16 protein-coding genes are annotated in these 21,978 nt (G+C 71.2%); 11 read left to right on the top strand and 5 right to left on the bottom strand.

The genetic code is table 11. The features are described from left to right. Positions 1 to 5 precede the first annotated feature (5 nt). Positions 6 to 620, bottom strand: coding sequence for a TetR/AcrR family transcriptional regulator (locus tag L3Q67_RS03965; protein WP_499188242.1), 615 nt, complete (start codon positions 618 to 620; stop codon positions 6 to 8). A gap of 356 nt (positions 621 to 976) precedes the next feature. Here L3Q67_RS03965 and L3Q67_RS03960 point away from each other — a divergent pair, with 356 nt between their 5' ends. Beyond that, positions 977 to 1,924 carry a DrrA family ABC transporter ATP-binding protein gene (locus L3Q67_RS03960; protein WP_499188241.1) on the top strand — a complete coding sequence of 316 codons (948 nt, stop codon included), beginning with the start codon at positions 977 to 979 and terminating at the stop codon, positions 1,922 to 1,924. After that, a complete protein-coding gene (locus tag L3Q67_RS03955) occupies positions 1,921 to 2,724 on the top strand; it encodes an ABC transporter permease (RefSeq protein WP_499188240.1) in 804 nt (267 codons plus the stop codon). Before L3Q67_RS03960 ends, L3Q67_RS03955 begins: the two co-directional genes overlap by 4 nt. Here L3Q67_RS03955 and L3Q67_RS03950 read toward each other — a convergent pair. After that, complete coding sequence (locus L3Q67_RS03950) at positions 2,714 to 3,442, bottom strand: LmeA family phospholipid-binding protein (RefSeq protein ID WP_499188239.1); 729 nt, start codon at positions 3,440 to 3,442, stop codon at positions 2,714 to 2,716. The two genes, L3Q67_RS03955 and L3Q67_RS03950, sit on opposite strands and share 11 nt — an antisense overlap. 117 nt (positions 3,443 to 3,559) lie before the next feature. On the opposite strand from L3Q67_RS03950, the gene L3Q67_RS03945 reads away from it, so the two are divergent. The 8 genes from L3Q67_RS03945 to L3Q67_RS03910 all read left to right on the top strand — a co-directional run bounded on the left by L3Q67_RS03945 (position 3,560) and on the right by L3Q67_RS03910 (position 18,027). Further along, entirely contained in the window at positions 3,560 to 6,904 is a 3,345-nt protein-coding gene (locus tag L3Q67_RS03945; RefSeq protein ID WP_499188238.1) for a DUF4132 domain-containing protein, read from the top strand. Next, entirely contained in the window at positions 6,901 to 7,986 is a 1,086-nt protein-coding gene (locus tag L3Q67_RS03940; protein WP_499188237.1) for an ATP-binding protein, read from the top strand. The genes L3Q67_RS03945 and L3Q67_RS03940 overlap by 4 nt, the downstream gene beginning before the upstream one ends. After that, positions 7,986 to 10,223: a DUF5682 family protein gene (locus tag L3Q67_RS03935; protein WP_499188236.1), complete on the top strand. Its 2,238-nt coding sequence runs from the start codon at positions 7,986 to 7,988 to the stop codon at positions 10,221 to 10,223. The genes L3Q67_RS03940 and L3Q67_RS03935 overlap by 1 nt, the downstream gene beginning before the upstream one ends. Positions 10,224 to 10,586: 363 nt before the next feature. Then, positions 10,587 to 11,690 carry a vWA domain-containing protein gene (locus tag L3Q67_RS03930; RefSeq protein ID WP_499188235.1) on the top strand — a complete coding sequence of 368 codons (1,104 nt, stop codon included), beginning with the start codon at positions 10,587 to 10,589 and terminating at the stop codon, positions 11,688 to 11,690. Continuing rightward, positions 11,687 to 13,606, top strand: a complete 1,920-nt coding sequence (locus L3Q67_RS03925; RefSeq protein ID WP_499188234.1) for a YehQ family protein — start codon at positions 11,687 to 11,689, stop codon at positions 13,604 to 13,606. Before L3Q67_RS03930 ends, L3Q67_RS03925 begins: the two co-directional genes overlap by 4 nt. Before the next feature lie 731 nt (positions 13,607 to 14,337). Then, a complete protein-coding gene (locus L3Q67_RS03920) occupies positions 14,338 to 16,593 on the top strand; it encodes a molybdopterin-dependent oxidoreductase family protein (RefSeq protein WP_499188233.1) in 2,256 nt (751 codons plus the stop codon). A gap of 48 nt (positions 16,594 to 16,641) precedes the next feature. Then, positions 16,642 to 17,133 carry a type II toxin-antitoxin system HicB family antitoxin gene (locus L3Q67_RS03915; RefSeq protein WP_499188232.1) on the top strand — a complete coding sequence of 164 codons (492 nt, stop codon included), beginning with the start codon at positions 16,642 to 16,644 and terminating at the stop codon, positions 17,131 to 17,133. A gap of 36 nt (positions 17,134 to 17,169) precedes the next feature. Continuing rightward, positions 17,170 to 18,027, top strand: coding sequence for a DUF4097 family beta strand repeat-containing protein (locus tag L3Q67_RS03910; protein ID WP_499188231.1), 858 nt, complete (start codon positions 17,170 to 17,172; stop codon positions 18,025 to 18,027). A 114-nt stretch (positions 18,028 to 18,141) separates the two neighbouring features. Here the strand turns inward: L3Q67_RS03910 and L3Q67_RS03905 are convergent, their stop codons facing one another. Further along, positions 18,142 to 19,227 carry a Glu/Leu/Phe/Val dehydrogenase gene (locus tag L3Q67_RS03905; RefSeq protein WP_499188230.1) on the bottom strand — a complete coding sequence of 362 codons (1,086 nt, stop codon included), beginning with the start codon at positions 19,225 to 19,227 and terminating at the stop codon, positions 18,142 to 18,144. A 112-nt stretch (positions 19,228 to 19,339) separates the two neighbouring features. Here L3Q67_RS03905 and L3Q67_RS03900 point away from each other — a divergent pair, with 112 nt between their 5' ends. Further along, positions 19,340 to 19,801: an Lrp/AsnC family transcriptional regulator gene (locus L3Q67_RS03900; RefSeq protein ID WP_499191422.1), complete on the top strand. Its 462-nt coding sequence runs from the start codon at positions 19,340 to 19,342 to the stop codon at positions 19,799 to 19,801. Here the strand turns inward: L3Q67_RS03900 and L3Q67_RS03895 are convergent. Both L3Q67_RS03895 and cobF read right to left on the bottom strand, forming a co-directional pair. Then, positions 19,798 to 21,105 carry an NAD(P)/FAD-dependent oxidoreductase gene (locus L3Q67_RS03895; RefSeq protein ID WP_499188229.1) on the bottom strand — a complete coding sequence of 436 codons (1,308 nt, stop codon included), beginning with the start codon at positions 21,103 to 21,105 and terminating at the stop codon, positions 19,798 to 19,800. The two genes, L3Q67_RS03900 and L3Q67_RS03895, sit on opposite strands and share 4 nt — an antisense overlap. A gap of 95 nt (positions 21,106 to 21,200) precedes the next feature. Further along, positions 21,201 to 21,950, bottom strand: coding sequence for a precorrin 6A synthase (gene cobF, locus L3Q67_RS03890; protein ID WP_499188228.1), 750 nt, complete (start codon positions 21,948 to 21,950; stop codon positions 21,201 to 21,203). Between the last annotated feature and the right edge of the window lie 28 nt (positions 21,951 to 21,978).

The raw sequence follows: 21,978 nt of genomic DNA, 5'->3' as shown, positions 1-21,978 counted from the left end.
CACCACTATCGCGGGTCGCCGGTGGGCTTGGCCACCGCCCGGCCGGTTCCTGCAGGGGTCACGCGCGCGACCAGGGTGTCGATGACCTCGTCGAGCGGAAAGGGGGCGAGCACCTCCGGCAGCGTCAGGTGCTCCACCACCAGTCCGGTCATCGCCAGGTAGAGCAGCAGGACGGTGTCGCGGTCGCCGGGGAGGCCGGCTTCGAGGTGGAAGTCGATGTTCTGGGCGAGGTTCGCCTTGAGGGTCTCGGTGAGCGTGGCCTGCAGCTCGGGGCGCCGGGTGGCTTCGAGGCGGAGTTCGAGAAGGGCGAGGTAGTTGCTGCGCCCGTCGGACAGCCGCCGCACGATGTCGTGCATCAGGCGGTTCACCAGCTCCCGATCCCTGGGGGCGCGCATGATCTGCTCGAGTTCCTCGGCTTCGGGGCCGAGTCTCAGGTGGATGCGCTGCCCGGCCTGGGTGAGCAGGTCGTCGCGGTTGGCGAAGTAGTTGGACGCGGTGCCGACCGGAACCCCGGCCTCGGCGTCCACGGCGCGGAAGGTCAGCCCACGGGCGCCTTCCCGCGCGAGCACCTCGATGGTCGCGTCGACCAGCGCTTCTCGCCTGGCTTGGTTGCGGCGCATGGGTTTGAGACTACTACGTTTGGAGTGCTTAGGGGGTGTTGTTCTTGTCCCCGGATTTTTAGTTCGCCGTGTTTTTGGCTTTGGGCCGGGGAAGGGGAGGGGCTGGGACGCGGGGTGGTCGGGTCCCGTTGCCGGGTGTCGGTTGGGTGGTGGGGCTCGTTTGGTGTCGGTGGGGTTCGTGTCGGCTCGACGGGGGGCTCCTGTGACACAAATGTGGCTTTGGGGGCCGAATCCGCTCCGAAAGCCACATTCGTGACATCCCTGGGACCTCTTCGGCTGCCCTGAGGCCTGGCTGGGCGCCCTTCCGGTTGGTTAACCGTATGCTGTACGGTACGCCGCACGGAAGGGAGTTCGGGATGAGTACGACTGAGTTCGCCGTCCAAGCTGACGGCCTGCGCAAGAGGTACGGGGACAAGCGCGCCCTCGACGGCTTCGACCTGCGCGTACCCCGTGGATCGGTGTGCGGGTTGCTCGGCCCCAACGGTGCGGGCAAGACCACGTCGGTGCGCATCCTCGCCACCCTCGTCCGCCTTGACGAGGGGCGGGCGCGCGTAGGCGGGTTCGATGTGGCGACCGAGCCACATCGCGTGCGCCGCACCATCGGGCTCGTCGGGCAGCACGCGGCCGTCGACGAGGTGCTCAGCGGCTACCAGAACCTGGTCATGTTCGCCCGTCTCCACCACCTCGAGAAGCGAGCGGCCCGGCAGCGTGCGACCGAGTTGCTGGCCCGCTTCGGCCTCGCGGACACCGGGAACAAGCCGGTCAAGGCGTATTCCGGTGGCATGCGGCGTCGCCTGGATCTTGCGGCGAGCATGATCCTCGCCCCGGCGGTGCTCTTCCTCGACGAACCGACCGTCGGCCTGGATCCGCGTGGGCGCAACGAGGTGTGGGAGGCGGTGCGCGAGCTGGTCGCCGACGGCACGACCGTTCTGCTCACCACCCAGTACCTCGACGAGGCCGACCAGCTCGCCGATCGCATCGCGGTGATCGACCACGGCCGCGTCATCGCCGAGGGCAGTCCCGCCGAGCTGAAATCGCGGATCGGCGGCGACCGGATCGACGTCGTGCCGCACGACGCGGCCGATCTCGCCAAGGCCGCCGAAGCGCTGAAGACCGTGGTCGGCGGCGAGCCGGACGTCGACGGTGACACCCGCCGGATCAGCGTCCGCGTCACCGGGCACGCCGCCGCGCTGCCCGCCGTGGTGCGTGCGCTGGACGACGCCGGCGTCCGGCTCGACGACCTCGCACTGCGCCTGCCTACGCTCGACGAAGTGTTCCTGCAGCTCACGGAGGCCCGCGTATGACCGTCGCCGACCACGGCTCCCGCTGGCTGCTCGCCGACAGCTGGACCCTCACCCAGCGCGGCTTCGCGCACTGGGCCCGCAACCCCGGGCCGGTCATCTTCGGCCTGCTGTTCAACGTGCTGATCGTGCTGATGTTCGCCTACCTGTTCGGCGGCGCCATGCAGGTCCCCGGTGGCGGCGACTACCGCGAGTTCCTGATGCCGGGCATGTTCGTGATGACCATGCTCTTCGGCGTCGGGATGACCGCCTCCGCGGTGCTCGCCGACGTCGAACGCGGCGTCACCGACCGCTTCCGCGCGATGCCGATGGCCTCGGGTTCGGTGCTGGTCGGCCGGGCTGTCGCGGACCTGGTGCTGGCCGCGGTCACGCTGGTGGTGATGGTGCTGGCGGGCCTGGCCATCGGCTGGTCGGTGCACGGATCGGCGGCCGGCACGGTGACCGCCTTCGCGCTGATCCTGTTGCTGCGCTTCGCGTTGATCTGGGTGGGTGTCTACATCGGACTGACCTTGCGCGGCCCGGAGGCGATGACCGGCGTGCAGACGCTGGAATTCCCGGTCGGTTTCCTCTCCAGCGCGTTCGTCTCCCCGGACACCATGCCCGGCTGGCTGGGCGCGATCGCCGAGTGGAACCCGCTTTCGGCCACCTCGACCGCGATCCGCGGCCTGTTCGGCAATCCCGGGGTGACCGGGGATTCGTGGGTGGTCCGGCACGCCACCGAAATGGCGCTGGCCTGGCCGCTGGTGCTGCTCGCGGTGTTCCTCCCGCTGTCGGTCCGGGCGTACCGGCGGCTCAGCCGCTAGGGCGCAGCACCCAGCCGAGCAGGTCGAGCAACGGCACCCGGGAAAGGCGCTCGGGCCACTGCGCGGCGTTGAGCCGGAGCACGAGTTCGTCCGGGTGTGGCTCGATCCCGGTCAATCGCAATCCCTCCGGGAACTCAGGCAGTGCAACGGAAATCGGGTCGATTCGGGGTGGCAGCCGGAGTCCGGCGACGCGGAGTCCACGGGGGACGAGCACCACCGCGTCCTCGGCCAGCGTGGGCTCGACATCGAGGTGACCGAGCCCGGGCACCTTCGCCCAGCGGACGCGCGCGAACCCGTCGGCCAGCTCGATGACGAGATCCGGCCGCAGTTCGGCGAGCCGCCCGGTGACCACCTCCGCCGCGACCCTGACCTCCAGTTCCACCGAGGCCGGGGTCGCGGTGATCACCGGCAGCGACCGGACGCGGACGTCCTTCCCCAGCACGGTGACCCGCCGCAGCGGGAAGTCCGGCCAGCTCACGTCGTCGGCGACCAGCCGCACGTCCCCGAGCCTGCCCGCGGCCAGCCGCAGCGTGTCCGCCTCGTAGTCCAGCGCGGTCACGGTGAAGCGGACGTCGTGGCCGTCCACCCGCACGGTGAGCCGCCGCCCGGTCATCCGCTCGGCGGCCGTGCGAAGGATCGCCGCCGGCGTCAGCGCCGTTCCCGGCACCAGCGCCGCGGCCAGCCCGGCGAGTTCGCCGAACAAGTTCCCACCATCCATCCCCCCAGTGTGAACGACCCCCGCCCCCACGAACGAAACAACCCGAATCCCGTCATCCCCCCAGTTCTGTCAGACCCCCACCCTAATCTCCCCCCATCACCACCCAAGGGGGAAACCATGCACCGAACCGACCACCACCCCACCAGCCCCGTCGACGCCGAAAACCCTAGCTACAGCGAGGAAATCTTCCTCCGCCCGCCGCACTGGCTCCGGCTGATCCACCCGCGCCGCGGCGGTGCGCAGGGCCCGCCACTGCACCCCGGCAGACAGGCGCTCGCCGAGTTGGAACCACTCCTGCCGCACTTCCGCGGCGCGGTGGACCACCACCTCGGCGAGCCCGCCCCCGCCAAGGCCGCACTGGCCTTCCTCGGCGGTGAGCCCACCCCGCTGGGCGCGGCCGCGCTGGCCGCCATGGCCGCGGTGAAACTCGGCCCGGCGCCGAAAAAAGCCGCCGCCGAACGGTTCTCAGCCCTCGCCGACGTCTGGTTGCTCGACCACGGCTACGCCTTCGCCGCCGAGGCCGCCTGCCGTCTGCCGTTGCTCAGCGCGGGCTGGGAATCGATCAGTTTCCACGTCCGTGAGCACACGCCGGAGCCGCTGAGCAGCGGCCTGCTCGCCGATCCCTTGCTGTACCGCCTGCGTGCGCACCTCGCCGAAGCGTCCGAAGTGGACTACCAGACCGCCGTCTCCGCCCTGTCCGAGCAACGACACACGCTGGGACAACGCCGAATAGCCGCATTCCTCGCGCCCGGCGAAACAGCCTGGGTGGACGCGTTCGTCCCCGAAGCGCTGGATCTCGGCCACCGCGCCCCGGCCGAGACGCTCCTGTGCATGCTGGGCACCGGCCCGCAGTTGGAGGCCGTGCGTGACACCGATGCTTTGGCCTGGGCCCTGCGCAATCCCCGCGTGATCCCGACCTTGGTGGACGGTGTCGGCGTCGAGGCGGTCCCCGCACTGGCCGAATGGGCGATGTACTACGGCGCCGAACCAGCGAAGCGGATCGCCGACGCGCTGGCCGCGCTCCCCGCCGACGAAGCCTTCGAAAGCCTGCTCGACCTGGCCGATCAGCGTCCGGCGCGTGAAGCGCTGCCCGCCGCCATGCGCCGATTCCCGGTACGTGCCCTCCGGGTGCTCGCCCGGCGCTGCCCCGGCAGCTCGAGACCGGCCCGGTTCGCCGCCCGCCTGCTGACCGCACGGGTGCTGACGGACCCCGGAGGCGTCGATGCCGCCTTACCCGCGCTCGATCCGCAGGCCAAGGCCATGATCGAGACCATCCGCGCGGACCACCGCCCGCTGCCCGAGGCACCGGCCGAAGCCCTGCCCCGACTACTCACCGCGCCACCGTGGACGAGACCCCGCGCGCTCACCGAACGGGTGATTCTCGACGATCTCGAACTCGGCGAACCGCTGGTGGCCTGGGCACCCGGAGAACGCGAAGCCTGGCGTGCCGAGGAAACCTGGGCTTTCCGCCAGCCGAACGCCCTGCCGAAAGCCATCGAGCAACTACGGGCCGGCGTGCTGGACGCCCACCTGACCGGCCAGTTGCTCGCCCACGGCCCGGAAGACGTGGGCCGCGAACTGCTCGCGCGGTGGTACCCCACCGATCTCTGGTTCGCCGAATCCTGGCTGCCGCCCGCACTCGCCCGCTACGAGCTGGACGCGCTGCCGCTCGCCCTGCACGTGGCCAGGATGACCCCGCAGGCCACGGGCATGTTCCTGCTGCCGTTCACGAGCCCCGAAGTAGCCGAATCGATGGCCGACTGGCTGGCCCGCCTCAAAGGTCCCGCCCGCGAAGTCGCGATGCACTGGCTGGCCCGGCACAGGAGCACCGCCGCACGCCTGCTGATCCCGGCCGCGCTGGGCGAGCCGGGCAGGCTGCGGTCCGCCGCCGAAGCCGCGTTGCTCACCCTCGATCCATCCATTGTGGACGAGGCCGCCCGCGAGCACGGCCGCGAGATCACCGCGGCGATCGGCAAGCTGCTCGCCACCGACCCGCTCGACGTGCTGCCCGCCCGCATCCCCGACCTGCCGGACTGGGCGGAACCGGCCGCCCTGCCCCAGATCCTGCTCCGGGGCGGCGAAAGCGCACTGCCCGCGTCCTCGGTCCGCCACTTCCTCACCATGCTGGCGATGTCCCGGCCCGACGAACCGTACGCGGGCGTCCGCCAGGTCGTCGACTTCGCCGATTCCGCGTCCTTGGCCCGCTTCGGCTGGGAGCTGTTCGAGGCCTGGCAGGCGGCCGGAGCGCCGAGCGCGCACGGCTGGCCGCTCACCGCGCTCGGCTGGCTCGGTGACGACAGGTGCGCCCGCGAACTCGCCAGGGTGATCCGCGCCTGGCCGGGCGAGGGCGGGCACAGCCGGGCGGTGCTCGGCCTGGACGTACTGGCCGCGCTGGGCACCGACACCGCGCTGATGCAGCTGCACGCCATCTCCCGGAAGGTCAAGTTCAAGGCGCTCAAACTGCGGGCCGCGGACAAGATCCTCGAGGTCGCCACCGGCCTCGGCCTGACCATCGATCAGCTGGCGGACCGCCTGGTGCCCGACTTCGGCCTGTCCGCCGATGGCAAGCTCCGGCTGGACTACGGGCCGCGTCAGTTCTTCGTCGGGTTCGACGAGCAGCTCAAACCCTTCGTCACCGACGTGAACGGCAAACGCCGTCGTGAGCTGCCCAAACCCGGCATCCGCGACGATCCCGAACTGGCGCCCGCCGCCCGCGAGCGGTTCGCCACGGTGAAGAAGGACGTGCGCACGGTCGCCGCCGACCAGGTCCGCCGCCTGGAACAGGCCATGATTCACGGTCGCAAGTGGACGGTCGAGGAGTTCCGCCTGCTGTTCGTCGACCACCCGCTGCTCTGGCACATCGGCCGCCGCCTGGTCTGGCTCGCCGAGTCCGAAAGCACACGGGCGTTCCGGATCGCCGAGGACCGCACCTTCGCCGATCTCGAAGACAACCAGCTCACCCTCGCCGAGCGTGATGCCGTCCGCATCGCCCATCCGCTGCACCTCGGTGAAACCGTGGCCGCGTGGGCCGAGGTGTTCGCCGACTACGAGATCCTGCAACCGTTCCGCCAGCTCGGCCGCGAGGTGCACAAGCTGACAGCGGACGAGCGCGCGAAGAGCAGGCTGGACCGGTTCTCCGAACGCACCGTGCCCGCCGGCAGGCTGTTCGGCCTCGCCCGCTACGGCTGGGAACGCCCCGCGCCCCGGGACAACGGGGTGCAGCCGTGGCTGTTCCGCCAGCTCCACGGCACCCGTGCGGTGGTCATCAGCCTCGATCCCGGCATCGTGGCCGGGCAGCTCGACGAGTTCCCCGAGCAGCGGATCACCGCGGTCTGGCTGTCCGACCACCCGGAGGGCGAACGGTACCCCCGCGAGACCGGCCTGCGCTTCGGCGACCTCGACCCGGTGCTGACCTCCGAGGTGCTCGCCGAACTGACCGAACTGGTGGAGCCGGTCCGATGAAACCCGAGATCCAGCGCCCGCCAGCCGAACGCCGCCACGCCGCCGAACTGGCTCGGTTGCGCGAACACGACCACGATCCGCGTCCACCCGGCTGGGCACTGAGCCTGCGTGCCGCGCGCCGGTTCATCATCGGTGACGAGCAGGCCGGCATCCGGCGCAAGTTCGTCGGCGATCCGTCACTGGTGGACCGCGCGCTGGTGGCGCTGGCCACCAACCGCGGCCTGCTGCTGCTCGGCCGTCCCGGCACGGCGAAATCCCTGCTGTCGGAGCTGATCGCGGCCGCGGTCAGCGGGGATTCCACGCTCACCGTGCAGGGCGGCGCGGCCACCACCGAGGACCAGATCAAGTATTCGTGGAACTACGCGATGCTGGTCGCCGAAGGCCCGTCGCCCCGGTCCCTGGTCCCGGCGCCCATGCTGCGCGGCATGCGCGAAGGCCGCATCGTGCGCTTCGAGGAACTCACCCGGTGCCCGCTGGAAGTGCAGGACTGCCTGCTTTCCCTGCTGTCCGAACGGGTACTGGCGATCCCGGAGCTGGCCGGCGAGCACGGAATGGCCTTCGCCGAGCAGGGCTTCAACGTCGTCGCCACGGCCAACACCGACGACCGCGGGGTCAACGAGATGAGCACCGCGCTCAAACGGCGGTTCACCTTCGAGACCGTGTTCCCGATCGCCGATTTCGCCACCGAACTGGAACTGGTCCGCGCCGAGTCGGCCGAGTTGCTCAGCCAGTCCGGGGTCGGCACCCCACCGGATCGCGACGTGCTGGAGGTGCTGGTCACCACCTTCCGCGAGCTGCGCGAGGGCACCACAGCCGACGGCCGCTCGATGGAACGGCTGTCCGCCGCGCTGAGCACCGCCGAGGCGGTATCGGTGGCACACGCGGTCGGCGTGCGTGGCTGGTACCTGCGCGGTGCCCCCGGCACCCCGGCGGACCTGGTCGAATGCCTCGCCGGAACCGCGGTCAAGGACAGCGAGCACGACCTCGCCCGGCTCCGCCGCTACCTCGAACAACAGGTCCCTCGCAAGCACGGCGCGTCCTGGCGCGCCCTGCACGAGGCTCGTGATCGGCTGCCCGGCTGATGCCCGCCACCTTCATCGGCGTCCGCCACCACAGCCCGGCGTGCGCGCGGCTCACCACGGCCGTGATCGAGCGCCTGCGCCCGGCGTACGTGCTCGTCGAAGGGCCGGCCGAGCTGAACGACCGGCTGGATGAACTGCTGTTCGGCCACGAACTGCCCATCGCGATCTTCAGCCACTACCGCGACGGGCCGCGTTCGCTGGCCTCCTGGAGCCCGTTCTGCGAGTACTCACCGGAATGGGCCGCGCTCACCACCGGCCGTGCGGTCGGTGCGCAGGTGCGGTTCATCGACCTGCCCGCCTGGCATCCCGCGCTGGCCGCCCGCCGCAACCGCTACACCGACGCGGAGGAGAGGTACGCCGAGGCCGTGTCCCGCCTCTGCTCCAGCTTCGCCGTCGACGATGTGGACTCCCTGTGGGATCACCTCTTCGAGATCGCACCACCGGACGGGCTGCCGGAGCGGCTGGCCGCCTACTTCGACCTGCTGCGTGGGGAATCCGCCGTCGGTGAGGACGACGCCGCCCGCGAGCGCTACATGGCTTCGTGGGTGCGCGCGGCGGTCGCCGATGCCGGGCCGGAGCCGGTCGTGGTGGTCACCGGCGGCTTCCACCGCCCAGCCCTCGAACGCCTGGCCGCGGGCGGGCCGACCGGCTGGCCTGAAGTGCCACCACTGCCCGACGGCGCCATCGGCGAGAGCTTCCTGGTGCCCTACTCGTTCGCCAGGCTGGACGCGTTCACCGGCTACCAGTCCGGCATGCCCTCGCCCGAGTACTACCAGCGGCTCTGGGAAAGCGGCCCGGGTCCGGCGGCGGACAGCCTGATCGACACCGTGCTGACCCGCCTCCGCCATCGCGGTCTCCCGGCGTCGACCGCCGACCTGGTGACCGCCTACGCACTGGCCGCCGGGCTGGCGAACCTGCGCGGCCACCCACGCCCCGCCCGCGCCGACATCCTCGACGCACTCGCGAGCGCCCTGATCACCGACGACCTGGGCCAGCGGCACCCGTGGCGCACCCACGGCCCGCTGCGTCCCGGCGCGCATCCAGTGGTGGCCGAGATGGTCGCCGCGCTCACCGGCGACCGCGTCGGCCGTCTGCATCCGGACACCCCGGCCCCGCCACTGGTCCACGCGGTCACCACCGAACTCGCCGAACTGGGGCTCGATCGCGACGGTTCGGCCCACCTCGACCTCGCCAGCGACGGACAGCACAGCCGGTTGCTGCATCGCTTGCGCGTGCTGGACATCCCCGGGTTCGAGCGCCGCTCCGGCCCGGCGTCCGGAGGCGATCCGAGCAGGTCCGAACACTGGCGGCTGACCGTCACCGAACTGCGCCTGCCCATGCTGATCGAGGCCGGCGCCCACGGCGGCACCCCGGCGGACGCCGCGGCGGCCGTGCTCGCCGAACGCGCTGCCAAGGCGAACATCGGCGAGCTGGCCGAGGTGCTGTTCGACGCGGTGTTGTGCGGAGTCGCCGACCTGGCGGAACGGGTGGTCGAGGAAATTCGGTCCGGCATCTCCACCGCACACGACCTCGGCGCACTGGGCCGGGTCCTGGCCGGCGCGCTCGGCCTGTGGCGGCACGACGACCTCTGGAACACCTCGGGCAGCACCTCGCTCGCGGTGGTGCTGGCCGCCGCCGTGCCCCGAGTTTTGTGGCTGGCCGAAGGCGTCCGCGGTGGTCCGGCGCCCGCCGACCCCGCCCGGCTCAACGCCATGGTGGCCTTACGTGACACCGTGCGCTACGCCGCGCCGGTGCTCGACCTCGATCCTGAGGTCGTGCTCGCCGCCTGCCGCCGCATCGCCGCCGATCCAGGCGCCCCACCCGACCTCCGAGGCGCCGCCTTCGGCCTGGGCTGGTCATCGGGCGCACCCTGCGATCCCGCCCGCGCGATCCACGGCGGCCCGTCCACCCTCGGCGACTGGCTGGCCGGGCTGTTCGCGCTCGCCAGGGAAGAAGTGCTCGCCGAGGACCACGGCGTACTCGGCGTGCTCGACGACCTGGTCTCCGGCATGGCCGAGGACGACTTCCTGATCGCGCTACCCGCCTTGCGACACGCCTTCGCCTACTTCCCGCCCTACGAACGCGAAGCCCTCGCTCGCGCCCTACTCACCCACCACGGCCACAACGGCTCAGCCCGCTCCTTAATCCGCCCCCATACCAACCCCCTGGCCACAGCCAAATCCCTCGCCACCGAATCCACTGTGGATTCCATCCTCCGAGAGGAGGGATTGTGGTGACCCTGCCACGCTGGCGCTTGATCCTCGGCGAACCAGCCACCCCCCACACCGACCCACTCCCCACCGAGCGAGCCGAACGCCGTGGCGGTTCAGCCCGCCTCCACTTCAGTCCTGGCGACAGCCGGATCCTCGTCCATCAAGTCCGCAGTGGACTCGATCTCCAAGAGGAGGGATTGTGATGAGCCAGCCACGCTGGCGCCTGGTCCTCGGTGAATTCGCCACCCCTCACGCTGGCCCGTTCCCCACCGAGCGGGCCGAACGTCGCGACGGCTCAGCCCGCCCCCATGCCAACCCCCTGGCCGCAGCCAAATCCCTTGCCACTGAATCCACTGTGGATTCCATCCTCCGAGAGGAGGGATTGTGGTGACCCTGCCACGCTGGCGCTTGATCCTCGGCGAACCAGCCACCCCCCACACCGGCCCGCTCCCCACCGACCTCGCCGAGCGGGACACCGCACTGGACTGGCTGTACGGCCGCGAACCAGAGCTAGCCGAACGAGGTGAACGCCGCGGCGGCTCCGGCGCCCCCGTGCTGGCCACAGTGGACTGGCTCGACGGCATCCACCGGTTGTTCCCCCGGGCCACCGTCGAGCGGCTGGAGCGCGACGCGATTGAACGGTACGAAATCCACGACGTGGTCACCGACCCCGAAGTGCTGCAACGGATCGAGCCGAACACCACCCTCCTGCGGGCGATCCTGCGCACCAAGCACCTGATGCACCAAGGGGTGCTCGCCCAGGCCCGGCGCATCGTCGAGACCGTGGTGGGCGAGCTGACCAGGAAGCTGGCGACCGAGGTCGCCCAAGCGTTCACCGGCACCAGGACCCGGCGGCCGTCCCCGTTCCGCCAGGCCCGCAACTTCGACTTCCACGGCACGATCCGCGCGAACCTCCCGCACTACCGGCCCGAAACCCGCCGGATCGCGATCGAGAGCCCGCGGTTCGTTTCCCGCGTCCGCCGCCAGTCCGAGAGGTGGCAGCTGGTGCTGTTGGTGGACCAGTCCGGCTCGATGGCCGGCTCGGTCATCCACGCCGCCGTCACCGCCGCCTGCCTGTGGCGCCTGCCGGGCCTCAGCACGCACCTGGTGGCTTTCGACACCGAACTCGCCGACCTCACTTCGGAGGTGACCGATCCAGTGGAACTGCTGATGAAGGTGCAACTCGGCGGCGGGACCGACATCGCCCGCGCCGTCGCCTACGCCGCCTCGCTGATCGACACCCCACGACGCGCGATCGTCGCGGTGATCAGCGATTTCTACGAAGGCGGCAACGAACAGGAGCTGATCCGCGCGGTGACCAGACTGACCGGCCAGGGCACGCAGGTGCTCGGGCTGGCCGCGCTGGACGAGGACGCGAACCCGGCCTACCACCGCGAACTCGCCCAGCGGCTGGCCAACGCCGGCGCCAGGGTCGGCGCGATGACACCGGGTGAGCTGGCCGGTTTCGTCGCGGAACGGATCGCCCGATGAGCCGTCCCGACCTGCTGGCCCTCACGCCCGACGCGCTGGTCTCGCTCGCCAACCGCGGGCTGGTCAAGCGGGCGGTCAAGGAACTCGACGCGGGCACGGTCCCGGTACTCGACGTGGCCGACGACGGCACACTGCACGGCCGATTCGCCGACGGCTCGGTGGCCGTTCTGCCCGCGGACAAGGGTTTCGACGGCGCCCGATGCTCGTGTGGCGCCATGAGCACCTGTCGTCACCGAGTCGGCCTGGTACTTGCCTACCAACGGCAAGATCCGGCGGGTGAGCTGATGCTCTCCTCACCGGGCGCGATCACCGACGACGAACTCACCGCCGCCTTCGGCACCCGCGTGCTGGCAGCGGCAAGGCGAATCCACAGCGCCGGATACTCGGCCCGTGTCCGGCGCCCGAGCGCGGCCGACCCGGTCGCCGAAGTCGAACTACCGGCGTGCACGGTGCGTTTCCTGGTCCCGGGCGAGCTGGGCTACGTGCACACCGAAGCCGCCGCGGCGAAGCGCGAACAGACGATCGTGCTCGCGGTGTGGGCGTTCCGGGCAGCCGACGAACGCGCTCCGAACGTTCCGGAGGTCCGCATCGATGTCGGTGGCACGGAAGCGCGGGTGGCCTCCGGCCTGGAACCGGCGCTGGCGCTAGTCGAGAAGCTCCTGCTCGAAGGCGCCGCCGACGCCAGCCCGGTCCTGCTCGCGAGCCTGCGGCGACTGCACGGGGAGTTGGAGGAGGCCGAGCTGCGCTGGCCCGCAGCCGCCGTCGCCGAACTGGCCGAGCAGCTCGACTTCCACCGTGCCCGGAGTGCGCACTACCGCGCCCGCCGCTTCGCCGAACTGCTGACGGAGTTGCATGCCCGCCACCGAGCGGCCATCGGTGGCACAAGTCCCCGGTCGCGGATCCTGGGCACCGACGAGCCGAGCGAGACGCCCCTGCGGCGGGTGCGCCTCACCAGCCTCGGCTGCCGGATTTCCGGTGTGCTGGGCGAGCGGCTGGCGGAGCTGTACTTCGCCGATGCCCGCACGGCGTCGGTGCTGGTGCTCCGGCGTTCGTGGACGGTCGGTCCGGGGGAGAAGTGCACCGGGCACGACCTCGCCGGGCAGCGGATCAGCGGCACTTCGCTGCGGTGCCTGGCCTCGGCGAACGTCGTGTCCGAATCGGCCCACCGCAGCGCGAGCCGCGTCCTGCGCCTGGTCTCGGCGCGGGTGGGCCGGACCACCACCACGCCGGTCGGCGCGTCGTGGACGAGCCTGCCGGACGCGCTGGTCGTCCGAGACTACGCCGCCTTCGCCGCCGAACTCGCCGCACTGCCACCCCGGCTCATCCGCCCCCGGGTCGCCGCCGAACTGGTGCGAATCGTGCACATCGCCGAAGTCCGGCGCCTCGCCTACCACCCCGGCGACCAACGCCTGGACGCCGAAATCACCGACGCCACGGGCACCACCGCCACCGTCTCCGCCCACTACTCGGAGTACCGCCCAGGCGCCCTCGACGCCCTGGCGGATGCCCTCGCCTCGCACCCGCGCTACCTGAGCGGCACCGTCCACCGCTCCGGCGGCGCACTCGTGATCGACCCCATCGCCGTCCTCACCGCTTCCGGCCTGACCCACCCGGACCTGGCCCCCGACGTACGCGACGCCCCACTACGCCTGGCCCCGGAAACACCCCCGGACCCGGTCGCCGAGGCCCTGGACCTGCTCGCCTCCGCCGCCCACACCGGCCTCATCCGCACCGCGCAACGCCCCACCACCAGATTCACGCGCGTCGCCACCGCCCTCACGGAGGCAGGCTTCCCCCAAGCCGCCACCACCCTCACCACCCTCCGCGACGCCCTCCAAACCCCCGCCCCACCCCACCTCCCCACCACCTGGCAAACCGCCCACCTACGCCTACTACTCACCTCCACCCACCCCTAACCCCACCCCCGGCCCCCGCCCACCCAGATGCCCCCACTCGGGAAGCCGACTCCCACACTCAGGCGCCCGAACCCCCCACTCGGGAAGCCGACTCCCGCACTCAGGCAGCCGAGTTCCACACTCAGGCGCCTGAGCGCCACGTCGAACAGCCGAACCCCACGTTCAGGCGCCCGGGTCCTGCATTCGGGCAGCCGAGTTCGACACCCAGATAGCCGAACCCTACGTTCAGGCAGCCGAGGTCCACATTCGGGAAGCCGAGCCCCACTCGGGAAGCCGAGCCCCACGTCTGGGCAGCCGAGTTCCACCTTGCACCGCTGAGTGCTGCTGGCGCAGCCGAATGCGACTCCGGGCGGCTGTGCCCGCGCTGCCCGGGCGAGTCCCACGTTCAGGCAGCCGAACTCCGCACTCAGGTAGCTGAACCCCACACTCGAGTAGCCGAACCCCACGTTCGGACGTCCGTGTTCCGCGTTCGGGCAGGCGGGTTCCTCGTTCGCAATCTTCGGGGTGCCCGCGGACGATCCCCTCGTAACGCAGCCGGGGCGTGGCTTGAGTAGCCGGGGCCTGCGTTCGGGCGGCCGGGTAGGCGAGTGCCGCGTTGGTGCGGGCGAAGTCCACAGTCGAGAGAGCAAGGACCGTGCGACGGCAGCCGTGAAGGCCACAGTCCCCCGAGGGGTGTGGGATTGGTCGCGGGGTGGGCGGCAATGTAGGGCCGGGTGGGTAGCGTGGCCCGTATGAGCAGGCCGCACCTGACCCATTGGGGGGCGTTCCAGGCGAAGTCCGACGGCGTCCGGTTGTCCGAGGTGCAGCCGTTCCCCGAGGACCCGGAACCCAACGAGCTCATCCACAACGTGGCCTCCGCTCAGCACCATCCGACCAGGGTGGATCGCCCCTACGTACGCGCCGGGTGGCTCGAGGACGGCCCCGGTCCGTCCAAGAACCGTGGGAATGAGCCCTTCGTGCCGCTCGACTGGGATCGTGCGGAGGAGTTGCTCGGAGCCGAGTTGCGCAGGGTCTACGGGCAGCACGGCGGCCGGGCCGTCTTCGGCGGCTCCTACGGCTGGGGTAGCGCGGGTCGCTTCCACCACGCCCAGAGCCAGGTCCACCGCTTCCTCAACACCCTCGGCGGCTACGTCCGCTCCTTCGGCACCTACAGCTACGGCACCAGCGAAGCCCTCCTCCCGCACATCCTCGGCGACGCCTGGGCCATCATCCGCGGCTCCACCGCCTGGGAGCAGGTCGAGCGCCACACCGACCTGATCGTCGCGTTCGGCGGGATTTCCGCCAAGAACGCGATGATGTCTTCCGGCGGCGTCGCGCGGCATCGGATTCGGGAGCGACTCAGGCGAGTCAGGGCATCCGGGACGCGCATTGTTTCCGTGAGTCCGATCGCCGACGACACACCCGTGGAAGCCGAGGCGGAGTGGCTTGCGCCGCGCCCGGGGACGGACGCGGCGTTGATGCTCGCCCTCGCCCACGTGCTGATCACCGAGGAACTGACCGACCACGCCTTCCTCGACCGCTACACCGTCGGCTTCGACAAGTTCACGGCTGACGTGCTCGCCCACGGGCGGACGCCGGAGTGGGCGGCCGGAGTCACCGGGGTGCCCGCCGAGCGCATCCACCGGCTGGCCAGGGAGATGGCCGCCGGGCGCACGATGATTTCGGTGAGCTGGTCGCTCCAGCGCGCCCGCTTCGGCGAGCAGCCGCTGTGGCTGGGCGTGGTGCTCGCCGCCATGCTCGGCCAGATCGGCCTCCCCGGCGGCGGCTTCGGCCACGGCTACGGCTCGTCGGCCTACCCGGGCGAGGGCGGCTCGGCGATCTCCCTGCCCGCGCTGCCGCAGGGCCACAACCCGGTCCGTGAGTTCATCCCGGTCGCCCGCATCTCCGACATGCTGCTCAACCCCGGCGCGCCCTACGACTTCAACGGGCAGCGACTGTCCTACCCGGACATCCGGCTGGTCTACTGGTGCGGCGGCAACCCGTTCCACCACCACCAGGACCTCGCCCGGCTGCGAGAAGCCTTCACCCGCCCCGAGACCGTCGTGGTGCACGATCCCTTTTGGACGGCCACCGCGCGCCACGCCGACTTCGTGCTGCCGTCGACGATGACCGTGGAGCGCGACGACTTCGGCATGGGCAACGCCGACGCCGAGCTGTGGGCCATGCCCGCGCTCACGGCCCCGCACGCGCAGGCGCGCGACGACTACGCCATCTTCACCGCGCTGGCCGCCCGCTTCGGCGTCGAGCGCGAGTTCACCGAGGGCCGCGACGCCCGTGCCTGGCTGGAGCACCTGTATTCGTCCTGGCGCAGGGATCTCCCGGACTTCGAGACCTTCTTCGCCACCGGCGTCGCCGAACTGCCGATGCGCCCGCAGGACCAGGTGCTGCTCGCGGACTTCCGCGCCGACCCCGAGGCCGCGCCGCTGCCCACGCCGAGCGGCCGGATCGAGATCCATTCATCGACCATCGAGAGCTTCGGTTACCCCGACTGCCCCGGGCACCCCGTGTGGCTCGAGCCCGACCCCGAACCGGCCGACCGCCCGCTGTACCTGCTCGCGAACCAGCCGAAATCACGCCTGCACAGCCAGCACGACGTCGGTGCGCACAGCCGCGCCACCAAGCACCGCGATCGCGAACCGCTGCGCATGCACCCGGCGGACGCGGCCGACCGGGGTCTCACCGACGGCGACATCGCCCTGGTGCGTGGCGAGCGTGGGTCGTGCCTGGCGGCGGTCCGCCTGTCCGACGCGCTGCGGCCCGGCGTGGTCCAGTTGTCCACCGGCGCCTGGTACGACCCGGATCCCGAGGACCCGGCGTTCTGCCGCCACGGCAATCCGAACGTGCTCTTCGCCGACGTGCCCACCTCGACGCTGGCCCAGGGCTGCGCCGGCGCGCACACCCGCGTCGAGATCGTCCGGCATGAAGGCGCGGTGCCACCGCTGAGTGTGCTCACACCACCGGCCAGCAGCGCCGCACAAGAAGACTGAGCCACTGATCGAGTTGTAATGGTGCCACGATGGTGCCATAATAGTGCCATGGACCTGACGCCGTATGTCGACAGTCTCCGCACCGAGTTGGCGTTGGCCGCCGAGGCGGGCGGGGAAGAAGCCCGCGCCCTGGCCGAGCGGCTGACCGCGCCGCTCGAGTCGGCCGTGCGGCTCACCCTGCTGGAGGCGCTGACCGCGGCCGCGGAGGAGATCACCCGCGATCTCGCCCCGGGGTCGGTGGACCTGCGCCTGCGGGGGCGCAACACGCCGAACTTCGTGGTCACCCAGCCCGCCGCGCCGCCGACCGAGGCTCCCGCGCCCGAACCGGTCGCCGACGACGAGGGCCCCTCGGCCCGCATCAACCTCCGGTTGCCGGAGAACCTCAAGCTCCGGATCGAAGAGGCGGCGGGCGCGGAAGGGTTGTCCATCAACGCCTGGCTCGTCCGGGCCGCCAGTGCGGCCCTCACGCCGAGCGGCCGCCGCGGCTCCGGGCAGCGCGACAGCTGGACCGGCCAGCACCTCACCGGCTGGGTCCGCTGAGCCGCTCACCACACCGGACACCGTCAGGGGACGACCATGCCTGAATTCGCCACGCCCGGCCCGATCTCCGTGCGCATCGACCTCCCGGTCGGCGACGCCACGATCATCGCCGCCGATCGCACCGACACCGTGGTCGAGGTGCACCCGGCCAACCCGGCCAAGCGGCACGACGTCGAGGCCGCCGAGCGGACGACCGTGGACTTCACCGGCGGCAGGCTGGTCGTCCGCGCCCCGGCGCCGAAATCCTCGCTGTTCGGCCGGACCAGCGCCGTGCGGGTCAGGGTGGAGCTGCCCACCGGCTCGTCGGTGCGCGCCGACTCGCAGTGGACCACCTTCCGCGCCGAGGGCACGCTCGGCGAGTGCCGGTTCACCACCGGCGGGGAGGTCCAGCTCCACCGGACCGGCTCGCTCTCGCTGGACTCCAGCGCCGGTGACGTCGTGGCCGACCACGTGGACGGCGAGGTCGACATCACCACGGCCTCCGGTGAGGTGCGCATCCGCGAGGTGACCGGCGGCGCGTCGATCCGGAACTCCTCGGGTGCCTGCTGGATCGGCCGCGCCGACGGTGACGTGCGGCTCAACACCGCCAGCGGGCACATCACCGTGGACCGCGCCGGTGCCGGGGTCGAAGCCAGGACCGCGTACGGCGACATCCGGATCGGCGAGGTCGTGCGCGGGTCGGTGCAACTGGAGACCTCCTCCGGCGAGATCGAGGTCGGCATCCGCCGGGGCGTCGCCGCCTGGCTCGACGTGAGCACCGGGTTCGGCAAGGTGACCAGCGAACTCGGCGAATCCGGTGAGCCGGCCGGTGAGCCGGCCGGTGAGCCGGTGGAGACCGTGGAGGTCCGGGCGCGCAGCGGCTACGGCAACATCCGGATCAACCGCTCCCGCTGACCGAGCCGGATGCTCTGAGTGGGGCATTACTTGCGGTGAACGCTGGTAATGCCCCACTCAGAGCGTTTTCCCACGTCTGAACGTGGGGTTCGGGTGCCTGAACGTGGAACTCGGCTACCTGAACGTGGGGTTCGGGTGCGGGAACGTGGGGTTCGCCGGGGAGCGGTCAGGGGTGGTGCGGGTGGTGGCGAGGGTGATGGCTTCGGCCAGTGGGGTGGTGCCGTTCGACCGGGCCCTGGTCAGCAGGAGGTCGGTGGTCTCCTCGATGCCCTCGACCTCCGCTGTGGCGCTGCCGTGGTTCAGGCCCCGGATCTCCCTGGCCAGGGTGTAGATGATGCCCCCGGCGCCGGCCACGAAGTCCGGGATCCAGGTGAAGCCCTGGCTGTCCAGCCGGTGCGCCACGGAGTCCTCGGTCAGCTGGTTGTTCGCCGGGCCGACGACCAGTGGCGCGGTCAGCAGGCTGATCACCTCGGGCGAGAGCACGCCGCCGACCGCGGCGGGCACGAAGATGTCCGCCGGTTCGGCTGGTGCGTCGTCGGGGTGCACCCAGCCGAGGCCGAGTTCCGCCGCCCGCGAGCGTTTCGCATCGTCCACATCGGACACGGTGACCGCGGCGCCGTCCGCGGCCAGTGCGGTGGCCAGGTGGCTGCCCACCGCGCCGAACCCGCTGATCACCACCTTGCGCCCGGCCACCGAGGGGCTGCCGAACACGTGCCGCGCCCCCGCCCGCAACGCGGCGAGCACGCCCACCGCGGTCGGCGCGCTCGACGAGCCGACGCCGCCGTGGGCGGGCGGCAGGCAGAACACCTGTGCCGCGTGCCGCCGGAGCACCACCATGTCGTCCGGCCCGGTGCCCACGTCCGGCCCCGGGATGTACGAACCACCCAGCGAGCCGATCAGCTCGCCGAGGTCCTCCAGCGCGGCGAGCCGCAGTTCCGGTGACGCCGAAGGCGGCAGGGCCACCACGCTCTTCCCGCCGCCGAACGGCACCCCGGCGACCGCGCACTTCAACGTCATCGCCTTGGCCAGCCGCAGCGCGTCGGCCAGGCCGTCGCGCCAGTCCGCGTAGTGCCGCACCCGGCAGCCGCCGATCGCGGGCCCGAGTGCTCGCGAGTGCGCGGCGACGGTGAGCTGCAGCCCTGATCTCGCCCCGCGGCGAAGCACGACCTCTTCGTGCTCCCAAATCCCTGTGGTCGACAAATCGCCCTCCCGCTTCGAAACTGAACAATCAGCAAAGCCCGAAGCTAGTCAGAAGCGCGGCCGACAGGCATGATCACCGAACGATATTCGGCACGGAGAGGATCAAGGCATGCTGGACGAACTTGATTCGGCGATCGTCCGGCTTCTGCAGGAGGATGCACGGCAGTCGAACCGCGACATCGCGCGCAAGATCGGCATCGCGCCGTCCACCTGCCTGGAGCGGACGCGGCTGCTGCGGGAACGCGGGGTGATCCGCGGGTACCACGCGGACATCGACCTGCCCGCGCTCAACCGCGGGGTGCAGGCGCTCGTCACCGCGCAGGTCCGCCCGCTGAGCCGGACGGTGATCGACACCTTCTGGCAGTCCGTGGCGAAGCTGCCCGAGGTGCTGTCGGTGTTCGTCACCGCGGGCAGCGACGACTTCCTCCTGCACGTGACCGCGCAGGACATCGAGCACCTGCACTCGTTCCTGGTGGACCGGCTGGCCAAGCGGCGCGAGATCGTCAGCTTCCGCACGTCGATCGTGTTCCAGCACCTGGCGAAGAACGTCCTCGCGCCGCTGCCGGAGAACTAGCGCTTGAGCCGCGGCAGTTCCGGCGAATCGGTGTCCAGCGGCACGGTGCCCGAGCGCACCAGGCCCAGCTGCACGGTCTGCCGCTTCCCGACCGCCTCCAGCGCCCAGTCCACCGCGGTGCGCAGGCGGTTGCCCGGCATGGCCATCAGGTGGTAGCCGCGGGTGACCACCTTCGCCGGGAACCCGGACAACGGGATGTGCAGCGGGTTCGCCGCCGCCTGCCACTCGCCGAGGTCGACCACGAAGCCGAGGTCGCGGTGCCGGTACTTCTTCAGCTGCCCGCCCTTCAGCGAAGCGGCGACGTTCTGCCCGGCGAGCTTGCCCTGCCGCTGCGCGTGCTGCGCGGTCATCGCGGTGATCTCGCCCGGCCGGGTCAGGTCCGGTACGGCCGCCGCGTCACCGCAGGAGAACACGTCCGGATGGCCCGGCACGTTCAGGCAGGCGTCGGTGACCAGCCTGCCCTTCTCGGTGTCCAGGCCGAGGCCGGAGACCAGCGGGTCCGGGCGCACACCGACGCACCAGACCAGTGTGCGCGAGGGCACGTAGTCGCCGTTGGTGAGCTGGACGCCGTCCTTCTCGGCCTCCTTGATCGAGGTCTCCATGAGCACCTCGACCCCGCGTCCGCGCAGCACGCGATCGGCGGTGCGCGAAAGGCGTTCGTCCAGCTCCGGCAGCACCTTCGGCGCCAGGTCGAGCAGCAGCCAGCGGATCGGCTGGTCCGCCAGTTCCGGGTGCCGGGCGGCGAGCGCCTTGGTGAACGCCGGTCCCTGCGCGGCCACCTCGGTGCCGGTGTACCCGGCGCCGACCACCACGAAGGTGCAGCGCTTGGTGCGCTCGACCGGGTCGTCGGTGGCCGCGGCCAGCTCGATCTGCCGGGTGATGTGGTCACGCAGGTAGAGCGCCTCCGGCACGCCGCGGAAGCCGTGCGCGTGTTCGGTGACGCCGGGGATCGGCAGCAGCTTGTTCACGCTGCCCGCGGCCAGGATCAGCTTGTCGTAGCCGAGCTTGTGCTCCTCGTCCTCCGGATCGAGGTAGGTCAGCTCGTGTGCGTCGAGGCTCACGTCGGTGACCTCGCCCAGCACCAGCCGGACGCCGCGCAGCGTGGCGGGCAGGGACACCGATACGCGCCGCGGGTCGATCACGCCCGCCGCGACCTCGGGCAGCAGCGGCAGGTAGAGGAAGTAGTCGGTGGGGTTGACCAGGACGATCTCGTGCTCGTCGGAGTTCAGCTCCTTGGCCAGTGCCTTCGCGGCGTGGTAGCCGGCGAACCCGCCGCCGACGACGACCACCCGTTTCCGTGCCATTCCGCCTGCCTCCTGGAAAGATCGGGATCTTCCACTTCGCGTACCCGGCCCGAGTGCGGCGGAAACAACGATGGCACGCCAGTGCGCCCGTGTCGTTAGCCCGAAGGGTCCCGGCCGGCACGCAGCAGGTAGGTGTCCATGATCCAGCCCTTTTCCGCCCTGGCTTCGGCCCGGCGCCGCTCGATTTCGGGGCCCACCTCGGCGATCGGGCCGGAGAGCAGGATCTCGTCCTCCGTGCCGAGGTAGGCGCCCCAGAAGATGTCCAGGTTTTCGCCGTAGTACTGCTGGAAGGTGCAGTTCGCGTCGAGCAGGACCACGGCGTCACCGGGCAGTCCCTCGGCGAGCCGGCGGCCGGTGGTGAACTGCACCGGCTCGCCGATGCGGTTCAGCGGGATCCGGTGCCGGGCGGCCAGGGTGGAGACGCTGCTGATGCCGGGGATGACCGAGTACTCGATCTCCATGTGTCCGGCCACGGCTTCGACCAGCGTGATCGTGCTGTCGTAGAGCGCGGGATCGCCCCAGACCAGGAACGCGCCGTGCCCGTCCTCGGGCAGTTCGTCGCGGATCAGCCGGGTGTACAGCGCCACGCGCAGGCGGTGCCAGTCGGCGACGGCCGCGCGGTAGTCGGCGGGCTCGCGGTCGCGGGCCGGGTCCTCGGCGTGCACCACGCGGTAGTCGCGGCCGTACCGCTCGAGGATGCGCTCGCGCAGGTCCACCAGGTCGCGTTTGGCCGCGCCCTTGTCCAGCACGAAGAACACCCCGGCCCGCTCGATCTCGCGGATCGCCTGCACGGTCAGCTGATCGGGGTCGCCGGCCCCGATCCCGATCACCGATATCTTCCTCACCGCCGGAAGTCTGCCTTAGTAGGGTCCG

This window comes from Saccharothrix sp. AJ9571, assembly GCF_021725495.1.
Lineage (GTDB): Bacteria > Actinomycetota > Actinomycetes > Mycobacteriales > Pseudonocardiaceae > Amycolatopsis > Amycolatopsis magusensis.
This window is presented reverse-complemented; position numbering and strand designations above follow the sequence as displayed.